The sequence below is a fragment of the Rhizobium hidalgonense genome, from assembly GCF_002914525.1.
In the GTDB taxonomy this organism is placed as follows: domain Bacteria; phylum Pseudomonadota; class Alphaproteobacteria; order Rhizobiales; family Rhizobiaceae; genus Rhizobium; species Rhizobium hidalgonense.
In genome coordinates this window covers 1-10,833 of sequence record NZ_LODW01000102.1, presented here as the reverse complement: position 1 = coordinate 10,833, position 10,833 = coordinate 1, and the positions used below count along the sequence as shown (strand labels likewise).

6 protein-coding genes and 5 pseudogenes are annotated in these 10,833 nt (G+C 58.6%); 3 read left to right on the top strand and 8 right to left on the bottom strand.

Annotated features, from left to right (window positions below; all coding sequences use genetic code 11):
• Nucleotides 1-172 precede the first annotated feature (172 nt).
• A pseudogene (locus tag ATY29_RS29935) lies at nucleotides 173-1,021 on the bottom strand (IS256 family transposase); the annotation flags it as partial.
• Nucleotides 1,022-1,073: 52 nt separating this feature from the next.
• Nucleotides 1,074-2,062: pseudogene (locus ATY29_RS29930) on the bottom strand (IS5 family transposase).
• A 200-nt stretch (nucleotides 2,063-2,262) separates the two neighbouring features.
• Here ATY29_RS29930 and ATY29_RS29925 point away from each other — a divergent pair.
• Complete coding sequence (locus ATY29_RS29925) at nucleotides 2,263-3,216, top strand: hypothetical protein (protein ID WP_011427388.1); 954 nt, start codon at nucleotides 2,263-2,265, stop codon at nucleotides 3,214-3,216.
• A 322-nt stretch (nucleotides 3,217-3,538) separates the two neighbouring features.
• Here ATY29_RS29925 and ATY29_RS29920 read toward each other — a convergent pair whose 3' ends face one another.
• From ATY29_RS29920 to tnpA, 4 genes are read right to left on the bottom strand one after another with little or no spacing between them, the layout of a single operon-like run.
• The gene (locus ATY29_RS29920; protein WP_077991718.1) at nucleotides 3,539-3,832 is read right to left on the bottom strand and encodes a hypothetical protein; all 294 of its coding nucleotides are present in this window, start codon (nucleotides 3,830-3,832) and stop codon (nucleotides 3,539-3,541) included.
• Entirely contained in the window at nucleotides 3,832-5,466 is a 1,635-nt protein-coding gene (locus tag ATY29_RS29915; RefSeq protein ID WP_011427389.1) for an IS66-like element ISRel24 family transposase, read from the bottom strand. The genes ATY29_RS29920 and ATY29_RS29915 overlap by 1 nt, the downstream gene beginning before the upstream one ends.
• The gene (tnpB, locus tag ATY29_RS29910) at nucleotides 5,442-5,819 is read right to left on the bottom strand and encodes an IS66 family insertion sequence element accessory protein TnpB (protein ID WP_073990410.1); all 378 of its coding nucleotides are present in this window, start codon (nucleotides 5,817-5,819) and stop codon (nucleotides 5,442-5,444) included. Before tnpB ends, ATY29_RS29915 begins: the two co-directional genes overlap by 25 nt.
• 55 nt (nucleotides 5,820-5,874) lie before the next feature.
• Nucleotides 5,875-6,282, bottom strand: a complete 408-nt coding sequence (tnpA, locus tag ATY29_RS38585) for an IS66-like element accessory protein TnpA (protein WP_011427391.1) — start codon at nucleotides 6,280-6,282, stop codon at nucleotides 5,875-5,877.
• A 515-nt stretch (nucleotides 6,283-6,797) separates the two neighbouring features.
• On the opposite strand from tnpA, the gene ATY29_RS29895 reads away from it, so the two are divergent.
• Together ATY29_RS29895 and ATY29_RS38030 are read left to right on the top strand one after the other, a co-directional pair.
• Nucleotides 6,798-8,696, top strand: coding sequence for a potassium transporter Kup (locus tag ATY29_RS29895; RefSeq protein ID WP_011427392.1), 1,899 nt, complete (start codon nucleotides 6,798-6,800; stop codon nucleotides 8,694-8,696).
• Between the two features lie 898 nt (nucleotides 8,697-9,594).
• Nucleotides 9,595-9,717 (top strand): annotated as a pseudogene (locus ATY29_RS38030) (IS5/IS1182 family transposase); the annotation flags it as partial.
• A gap of 156 nt (nucleotides 9,718-9,873) precedes the next feature.
• Here the strand turns inward: ATY29_RS38030 and ATY29_RS37225 are convergent.
• Both ATY29_RS37225 and ATY29_RS37220 read right to left on the bottom strand, forming a co-directional pair.
• A pseudogene (locus ATY29_RS37225) lies at nucleotides 9,874-10,277 on the bottom strand (transposase); the annotation flags it as partial.
• Nucleotides 10,278-10,319: 42 nt separating this feature from the next.
• A pseudogene (locus ATY29_RS37220) lies at nucleotides 10,320-10,589 on the bottom strand (transposase); the annotation flags it as partial.
• Nucleotides 10,590-10,833 lie beyond the last annotated feature (244 nt).

The following is a 10,833-nucleotide window of genomic DNA, read 5'->3' as shown; positions in this document are numbered from 1 at the left end:
ATCAGAATGCTCATAAGGCGCATCGCAAGGTATTGGATATACGAATGAACTTTTGAATCGGGCTCTTAGATATCTGGATAAAAAGATCGTGTCCACGGGAGTGGTGTAGCTGACGGCTGATTGCCGTGCTTTCCCGACATGGGTCGGAAGGGGATATCAGCGTGCCACAGCGGGGCAGGCTGATTTGGGGATCATCGCTCATTTGGGCCATGGTCTCAAGCATCAGATACCTGGCACGCTGGACGGCCCATTCGTCATTCTGTTCGAGCAGCAATGCACCGACGAGACGGACGATGGCATCGTCGTTCGGAAAGATGCCAACGACCTCAGTGCGGCGTTTGATTTCGCCGTTGAGGCGTTCAATTGGATTCGTCGAGTGCAGCTTTGCCCGGTGCTCTTTCGGGAAGGTCATGTAGGCGAGGACATCGTCTTCAGCGTCGTCCATGATGGTCGCGAGCTTCGGCACTTTCGGTCTGATCTGGTCGGCGACACTGCGCCATTGAGCGCTTGCTGCCTCCGGCGTCTCCTGGGCAAAGGCCGTCGCGATGAAGGCGGATACGACCCGCCTGCCGCTCTTTCCAGCATGCGCCAGCACATTCCTCATAAAGTGAACGCGGCACCTTTGCCAAGTGGCATTGAGAACCTTGGAAACGGCAGCCTTGATGCCCTCATGTGCATCGGAGACAACCAACTTCACCCCGCGTAGACCGCGGCGTGTCAGCCTGCGGAGGAATTCCGTCCAGATCGGTTCGGCCTCCGAGGTGCCAACTTCCATACCCAGGACCTCGCGCCGACCGTCGCTGTTGACGCCGACCGCGATAATGACGGCGACTGAGACGATGCGGCCGCCACGCCGGACCTTGAGATAGGTCGCGTCCACCCAGACGTATGGCCACTCACCTTCAATCGGCCTGTCGAGGAACGCCTTCACTTTGACGTCGATCTCTTCGCACAGGCGGCTCACCTGGCTTTTGGAGATGCCGCTCATACCCATGGCCTTGACCAGGTCGTCGACAGAACGGCGTTGGTGCAGCGATCGCCGTGTAAGCGGACGTCTGTCTTTGATGCCTTTGCTACTCGGTAGCTTGTCTGTACCGGACAGAATTCGGGCGTGCACATTCCAGCATTCGATTGAGGACGGCGCAGCCGATGGCGACCTCCGTCTGCTGGGCGCCGAATGAGCGTGCCCTTAGCCGGCGGCCGATGATCGATTTGTACCGACCGATCGCGGTCTCGACTAGCGATCGCTTACCATATCCCGTAGCGACTTGCCACTTCAACCGGCCATCGGCGTTAATCGCCGCAATGTGGCGGTCTCTTTGGCGGGAGGGACCGGCGTCCGGCCGTTCTATCGCATTGGCGCGTGGTGGAATGACGACCGCCGCGTCAGGACTGTGTCCGGCGACGGCCTCATAGGTCGGGTTTCCGTCATAGGCGCCATCGGCCGTGAACTGATCGATCGGCATGTCGATCTGGTCGAGCAGCGGCTCCACCTGCGAGGCGTCGCCGGCATCCTGGTCCGTCATGGCGTGTGCGATGATGTCGCCGCTGTCGGCATCCAGCGCCAAGTGCAGCTTGCGCCATCCCCGACGGGATTTTGTTGCTTGCTTTTCTTCCAGCCATTGGCCTGCACCGTAGATCTGCAAGCCTGTACTGTCGATGAGGACGTGGAGGGTCCCTTGTCCGGGAGACGAAACTCCTGCCGTTTCTTTGGCGCTCTCGGTTTGCTTGCCCTCCGGCTCAGCGTCGTGTGATCGGGAACAGCGAGATCCAGGCCGATCAGCTTCAGCACCGACGAAACAAAGCCCTCCGTCTGTCGGAGACGCAGGCCGAAAACCAATCCCAGCGTCAAAGCAGTCTCGATCGCCAGATCGGAATAGCGTGGCTGGCCACCGCGTGTCGTCCGCTTCGGCGCCCACCAGGACGACAATGCCTCCGGCGAGATCCAAAGCGTCAGGCTACCGCGCCGACGAAGACCTGCCTCGTATTCCGCCCAGTTCGTCAGCTCCAACTTCATCTTGCTGATGCGATGGCGTCGGGAGGCGTTGTGTTTGAAAGGCATCGTTGCAAAGACCGGTTATTGCGATTGCCGACCACCTACGCCAATGCAATTAACGATCCACGCACCAACGCCCCAATCACCAAATCAGGGCAGAGGGCCCTCGGCAGAGGCATACATTGCATCCGTAACCCAATTAAACAATACTTCGCGGGAAGCGCCTGGTATCATGATTGTACTGCGTTGAAATTAGGTAACGTGCTATGGATAGGACGAATGCGACCCGTCAAGCTACAAGTAGTTTGAACGCTTTCGATCGGTTGGATTCCGACACCGCCGGCAAGATTCTTGGTTGCTTAGTCAGCAACGAAGCTCCAGAAACGATGAAATCTCTAAATGCGTTACGACGCACCAGTAAGAGATTGCGCAACATCGTGGAAAACGATGAAAGTACCGGGGCTTTGTACCGCAGTTTGAGCCGGTTGAGCAAAGCAATCGACATCATCTATCGCACCGCGATTCCGGAGAGTGGCTTCGATTATCCCGACGATAATCCAGGTCACAGGGCGTACGCGCATGTTCGCATTGAAGCCGTTGAGGCGACTTTACATCTTCAACCGGCATTTAGGAAACGTGAACTCGTGGCGCATGTTATGAACATGGAACACGGCTTGGAACAAGCTTGGGCGATTGGACGACTGGCCGGGAATCTTAAGATTTTCGATCAGATCGAGAGCAACGCTATCCTTCAGAAATCATTCGAATATTTCTCGGATGAACTTGAAGACATGAGTGACGTGCTCATGGTGGCGGGCGGGATAGCGCTTGTCGAAGCCGACGTTAGAATGACTCCGCTCCAAAGACGGATGGTACAAACCATTCTGGAATCCAACGGACAGCATCATGTTCTAGATGCAGCAATTAACATCTGTCAGAAACGAGCAGAACGTAGAAGTGAGCTCCGTACAAAATGGGAAGACAAAATAAGTGCTTCAAGGACCGGTTGCAGCGTATCAAATTTAGACCCTATAATAACCGGAATCGAAAAGTCCATCCAAGAGTTAGTGACTGGTTACCAGGGAAGTGATTACGGCCGCATGTCGAAAGCAGCCGAAATTCAGATGCATTTAGCGGACTTAGTGAAACGCACTATAGATACCCATCAGAGTAGGGGTTTCGAGCGAGAACACAGAGAGCGATCAGATTTTGGGCGATAGGCAGACAACAACCTAAAATCGATGCCATGACGGACCGATGCTGCTCGAACAGGTGGCGTCGGTCACTTGATGCTTGAGGCCAAAAAGTCGATCCCGTTTCGAAATAGCATGCCTCAAAACTGAATGGGTCGCTCTCACCATTCTTGTAAGCGTAATAGGACGTTCCGCTCGACAACTTGGCTCGCGAAGCTTCCGCGATTGGTTCATCGACGCCTGCAAGGTTCGCAATAAGATGAACGATCGGCTCTCCGAATCCGCTCCGTACTCATCCTGGTGAGGGAGATAGTTCGTAACCATCCGGCCAAGGCCGCGGGGCTTATGATTACGGCTCGTCTGCCATGATGCGTTCGATCTTTTCCGGATCACGTTGCTCGTCGAGAAGAAATTGGCGAACGCCGCCTTCCCAGGAGCGCACGTCGGCAAGGAACTCCTGCAGGCTCTCGATGCCGCGGTCGGTAAAGGTTGTGATGCCCTCGTCGGTGCCGTCGTAGACATGGATCATCTCGCCGTAGTCGATGTTGTCGGAATTGCTGGCGATTTCTTCAAGCAACTCGAGGTTCTCACCGATCAGCGTGGCGACATATTCGATGGTGTAGACATGCGTCGGGCGCGCCATCAGGCCGCCACCTGCCGGGCGCTTCCGGCGGGCAAGTTCCACGGCAACAGTTCCGGCAGCCGTGATACGGGAATGCCAGGCATGCGGGCGAGCACGTCCGCCAACCAGGCCTGCGGATCGATATCGTTCATCTTTGCCGTGACGATTAGGGAATACATGAAGGCAGCACGCTCGCCTCCGCGCTGGGAACCGGCGAATAGCCATGCCGTTCTTCCGAGAGCAACGCCGCGCAGGGCTCGTTCGGCGGCATTGTTCGTCAGACACAGTCTGCCGTCGTCGAGGAACCGGGCGAAGGCTTCCCAGCGACCCTCCTTCTCGAACATGTAGTTGATCGCCTTGGCGACGGGGTTGTGCTTCGACATTTGCCCGCGCTGGGCCATGAGCCAATCGTGCAGTTCTTCGACGAGCGGGCGAGCATGTTGCAGCCTCGCTGCGAGCCTATCCTCGGCAGGCATTCCGTTTATGCCGCGCTCGATGTCGAAGAGCGCGTCGATGCGGGCAACGGCCTCAAGCGCGACGGGCGATATCTCGTGGGCAGGTTTGCCCTTGCGCACGTTGCCGGCGATGTCAGCGAGTTCGAAGAATTTGCGCCGCGCGTGGCTCCAGCAAAGTGCGCTGATCACCAGCGCGGGGCGGCGGTCGACACGATAGAGGTCGTTGTAGCCGCCATAGGCATCGGCTTGCAGGGTGCCGTGCCATCCGGCGAGATGCGTGTTGGGGTGGGTCTTCTCGCGATCGGGAGAGAAGTGGAAGAGTGCGGCGGGAGGCGCGCCGCCCGCGAAAGGGCGGTCATCGCGGACGTAAGTCCAGAGCCTCGCCTGCTTTGTTGCTCCCCTGGCCAGAAGCGGCACGGTGGTGTCGTCACCATGCAGCCGCTCGGCGGCCAGAACATGGGCACGGATCAGGTCATGGATCGGCTGCAGGGCCGTCGTGCAGGCTCCGACCTGATCGGCCAGTGTGGAGAGACTGAGAGCGACGCCTTCCCTGGCGTAGCGCTCAGCCTGGCGGTTCAATGGCTGATGTTGGCCGAACTTCTCGAACAGGATCGTCGCCAGCAGGTGCGGTCCTGCCCATCCCCGCGGTGTCGCATGGAAAGGGGCCGGTGGCTGGCTGATCTTCTCGCAGTCCCTACAGGTGAACTTCTCGCGAACCGTCTGGATCACCTTCCACTGGCGCGGAATGATCTCCAGCGTCTCGGTGATGTCTTCGCCCATCTTCACGATGCGGGGCGAGCCGCAGCAGGTGCAGGTCGACGGGGCATCGATGACCAGGCGCTCGCGCGGCAGGTGCTCGGGAAACGGCTTGCGGGCCGGCCGGCGGCGTTCGAAAGCGGAGACATTTGTGATTCTCGTCGCCACGCGTTCCGCAGCGATCTCGTCTTCGGTGGCGTCGGCTTCAAGTTCTTGGAGCTGCAATTTCATTTGCTCGATCAGCCGGGCGCGGCGCTCCGAGCTCTGGCCGTACTGCTCGCGACGTATCTTGGCGATCTCGAGCTTGAGATGCCGGATCATCGCCTCAGACGTCGTCACGACCGCGCGCACCTGTGCGAGGTCGGCCTCGGCAGAGGCGGCACGCGCTTCCGATGCCGCAAGCGCGGCGCGCAGTCTGGCTATCTCCGAAGCAGCATCATCCATGGCCGAAAGCTACCATGCCGCATGCCGAAAGCCCAACAAAAACAGAGGAATGCAGGCGGCCAGCCTGCCTTCGAAGGCCGCTGCGTCCAGCGCGGGTTGCGCCAGTCGATCCCTTCCAGGAGATAGCCGAGCTGCGCCGACGATACAGGCACGGCGGAGCCATTCTGGCTGACCGGCCAGATGAACTTTCCAGCTTCCAGCCGCTTCAGGTAAAGCGACATGCCGACGCCGTCATGCCAGAGGACCTTGATCAGGTCACCCTTGCGACCCCGGAAGCAGAAGACCTCACCGCCATCAGGGTCCCACGGCCAAGGCCTTGCTGGACCTTCAGCGCCAGGCTGTTCATGCCGCAACGCATGTCCGTCACGCCACCCGCGATCCAGACCTTCACACCAGCGGGAAACGCGATCATGACCCATCCACGACGGGCAACAGGCGGGCAAGAATGGTCGGATCAAGCGAGGCTGGGATCATCAGTCGTCGGCCGTTCGGCAGGCCGATCTCGATCAACTTATCGCCGTCCGCCTGGAGTGGAGCCATCATCTCGGAAGATGCTGCAGGCGGCGGCAAAATCGAAAGCGGCACGAAGCTCGTTGATGCGGAAACGCTCAGAAGCCCGCTTCGGCACTCCCGCCGCCAGGTCGTCAACAATGACCGCGACAATCCATAACGCCGTGCTGTCGCCGAACCCTGCCGGTATCCGTGCAGACTTTCTTCGACAATCCGCACCTTCTCTTCATCCGACCAATCTCGACGGCGACCAAGATCGTCGACGGACAGAACCTCAATGGGGGAAATGATTGTAGCGCATGACATAAGGTATGGACTTAAAGCCAATCAGCAAATCAAGACAGACGGCCTTCGCCGGATGGATACGATGAGGCCTTTCATCCATCTGTATGTTAAACGCGCTACCGATTTCAATCGACGCACAGTCGCTTGTTACAAACGAAATCAAAATGTCGCGCCTCAGCAGACGCGCGGACGTGCCCGACAAATTGGCACTGCGTATCGTGTGCAGCGTCAGTGATCAGCCTTCGCAAAAGCAACAGTGCCAGCCGCGGGCGAAACACGCTTCAGGACTATGAAGAGCCAGATCGCAGCGCTTATCTGCACGGCGACCTGGAACCTCTTGAGCACTACAGATGAAGCTCGATTCAATTTTCCAGATCGGTCGAGTTCATGAGATAAGCTCTCAAAGAAGGCTTGTGTCAGCGAGGAGTCCTTCGACAGATCAATGATCTATACCCGCTGCGAACGTCTAATTTTGTTAGGCACTCCAAGCGATGCGGGAAAAAAGAGGCTGGCTCTGAGGAGCTTGTTGAAACTTCATGTCCGAAGAGAGCCATCCGCACGAAGGCCACATGACGCCAAGCAAACTGTTCTATCTCGCGCTCGGTTCCGTCGGTGTCGTCTACGGCGATATCGGCACGAGCCCGCTTTATGCCTTTCGCGAGGCGCTGAAGCCCATCGCCCATGACGGCCTCACCCGCTTCGAGGTGATCAGCCTGATCTCGCTGATGATCTGGGCGCTGACGATCATCGTCACGATCAAATATGTGCTGTTTCTGCTGCGCGCCGACAACGAGGGCGAGGGCGGCACGCTGTCGCTGCTTGCCCTGTTGATGAAGACCGCCAACGGCCATACCGCCATCCTTATGCTGCTCGGCCTGATGGGCGCCGCCCTCTTCCTCGGCGATGCGATGATCACGCCGGCGCTGTCGGTGCTCTCGGCCGTCGAGGGCCTGAAGCTCGTCACGCCGAGCTTGTCGGACTATATCGTGCCGATTTCGGTGGTGATCCTGGCGCTGCTCTTCGTCGTGCAATCGCGCGGCACCGGCGCCGTCGCCAGGTTCTTCGGCCCGATCACCGCCGTCTGGTTCCTCGTCATGGCCGCCGCCGGCATTTCCCACATCTCCGACGATTTCGGCATTCTCGCCGCCTTCAATCCCTATTATGCCGTCAGCTTCCTGCTGCATGAGGGCTTTTACGGCGTCGTCGTGCTCGGCGCCGTCTTTCTGACGGTGACGGGCGCCGAGGCGCTTTACGCCGATCTCGGCCATTTCGGCCGCCGCCCGATCCAGTGGGCCTGGTTCCTGCTGGTCTTCCCGGCGCTGACGCTGAACTATCTCGGGCAGGGGGCTCTGGTTCTCGGCAAGCCGGAGACGATGTCGGATCCCTTCTATCTGATGTACCCGAAATGGGCGCTGCTGCCGGTCGTCATTCTGGCGACCGCCGCGACGATCATCGCCAGCCAGGCGGTCATCACCGGCGCCTTCTCGATGGTACGCCAGGGCATCAACCTCGGCTTCCTGCCGCGCATGGAAATCCTCTTCACCTCGGAAACCAATACCGGGCAGATCTTCGTGCCGTCGGTCAATGCCGTGCTGTTCATCGGTGTCATCTTCCTGGTCCTGAGCTTCAAGACCTCCGATGCGCTGGCGACCGCCTATGGTATCTCGGTCACCGGCGCCATGGTCGTCACCTCGATCATGGCCTTCGAATTCGTTCGGGCCCGCTGGAACTGGTCGCTTCCGCTTGCGGTGGTCGCGCTTGCGCCGCTGGTCGTGCTCGAATTGATCTTCCTCGGCGCCAATCTTTTGAAGATCCACGACGGCGGCTATATCCCGATCCTGATCGCCACCGCCTTTACCGTCATCATGTGGACCTGGCGCCGCGGCACCGCGATCCTGATGGAAAAGACCCGCCACACCGATATTCCGCTCCCCTCCTTCGTCAGCGCGATCGAGCGTAAGAGCGACCATTCGCCGGCCCAGGTTCCGGGCACCGCGATCTTCCTGACCAGCGATCCGGAATCGGCGCCTGCCGCGCTTCTCCACAATCTTAAGCACAACCATGTGCTTCATGATCGCAACGTCATCCTGACGATCCGCACGGCCAACAAGCCGCGCGTCCTGAACCAGGACCGCTTCAGGATCGAGCAGATTTCCGAGCGCTTCTTCCGCGTCGAACTGCTCTTCGGCTACATGGAAGCGCAGAACGTCTCGCAGGCCCTGGCAGTGTTACGCAAGGCCGGACTGAAGTTCGACATCATGTCGACCTCCTTCTATCTCGGCCGCCAGAAGGTAATACCGGACACCAATTCAGGCATGCCCTACTGGCAGGACCGGTTCTTCATCCTCCTCGCGAATGGGGCCTCTCTACCATCAGACTATTTCCACCTCCCCGCCAACCGGGTGGTTGAACTAGGATCGCAGATTATCGTTTAGATGCGGCCGAGACGGCGGCCAGAGAGTACCACCTCGGCGGTGTTTGACAAACAACGGGTTGTCCAAACTTCGAGCAGGTTGCGAACACAATATCTGCTTCAAATGCAGAGCGCGCCTCATGTATCCATCCCGTTGGATTAGAGCCGAAACCGACCTTCTTCACAGCAAATCAATTAGCACATTCAAATTTCACGCGGGGTAAAAATTGCAAAAGGAGACGGAAGCATGAGCCTGAACAGGAAAGCAGATACCGCAGACAGCCGCTCGGATCAGGAACCGGCCAGAGTCGACGACACTCGATCGTCAGGGTCCCCATCCGCTTCTGAGGTCGGGCCGTTCCGGTAAAAAGATCATTTTTTCAACAGTTGCTGTTGGACTTTACCTACGGATGTGACTTTTTTATCCGCTACAGCGATATGGCCGCTGAACATTAAAGGGGCACGGATATACGATAGCGGCTTCAGCCGGGGGCGCGGCTTGCTCAAAGCGGCAAGCTAAGGTCTTCGGCGGCGATATGGCTGACAGTTTCGACGAACAGGGCGCACTCGGCCTGCATGACGTTTCGTTCAAGACGCTAACCGCCAAGACGTTCGCCGGCACGAGGACCGCGAGGGACCAGTCGGGATTGCGGCGCAGCCGGGCGACGGCCCTGAGGATTTCCTGTTTGAGTGGGCGGAGGCTGCGGCCGCGATATCGCGAAACGGAAACGCCTGCGTAGGCGGCGGCCGTATATTCACCCGCGATGATGTCATTGGCGAACTGCGCGATTGCCGTGCCGGGGCTGCGATTGTTCTCGCCGGCAAAATCAAAGGGCGTGGGGTTGAATGCGGCGATGAACTCATCGAACCGGCGCGGGTGTGCGTGACGCCGAACCTGATCACACCTCCGCATCCGGCCGTTCGTCCACTGGCGAAAAGCCGGTATCTCGGATCGACATCTCGAAGCTGTTTCAGGGGCTTATAATGGCGACGTCGGAATGACCGGCTCAACCTGTGGTCGCATTCATGAGCACGCGGCCACAAGGTGCCCGTCTAGTTTACGATGCCTCGCTGACAGCAGAACAATCGGGCACGGCGTTTGTTTTCACAAGCCAAATCCATGACTTCGGTCACGCGAACGCGCTGCAGACAGTCGCATATCGGAGTTACGCGGTTCTCTCAGAGCCCGATTCAAAAGTTCATTCGTATATCCAATATCTTGCGATGCGCCTTATGAGCATTCTGATTGAAGTGATTTGCGCCCATGCGGTTGCGCTTTCGATCGATTTCTCCCAATCCTTGGCGAGACGGCGCCAGCGTCCAAGCCAGGCGAAAGTCCTTTCCACCACCCATCTCTTGGGCAGGACGACGAAGCCCTTGGCGTGATCCGAACGCTTGACGATTTCGATCGTCCAGTCACCATGGCCGCTCATTGCTCGCCTCAACTTGGCTCCGGCGTAGCCACCATCGGCGAAGATGTGGCGCAGCCACGGAAAACGGCGGCGGATCGCCTTGAGGACATGGGGTGCGCGCCGTCGCGATCCTGTATGTCGGCAGCATGGATGAACACGAAGATCAGAAATCCAAGCGAACGGGTCGAGATTCCCTGGATATACGCTTCCTGGATAACGGCCGTCAGAGCCTTTTCCGCCATGCGGCGCGGTTCAAGGAAGCTCGGAAAGTAGCTGCCTTTGCGCAGCTTCGGGATGCGAAGCTCGACCGTTCCAGCTCGCGTTTCCCACTCGCGGTCACGGTAGCCATTGCGTTGTGCTAGCCGCATGGGGTTCTTCTCGCCGAACTCTGCACCCGTAGCCGAGCCTACTTCCAGCTCCATCAGCCGCTCGGCAGCAAAGCCGATCATCTCACGCAACAAATCTGCATCCGCGCTCTTCTCAACAAGTGAGCGCACGTTCATCATGTCATTGGTCATCGGTGGTCTTTCCGTCAGGTTGGTCTTGAACAACCCGACCCTAGCGGAAAACACCCATGGCCGCCCGCAAAGCCGATCACCCGCTACAGCGCAACGAGAAGCGCGCGGGCACTCGGCTTTGCTACCTCCCGCCACCTACACCATCTGCTGGGACACGATCATCAAATGGGGTTTCGATGAGCTGGACTGCTATCGCTCGCCGTGAGCATAACCGAGACGTGCTTCGTTT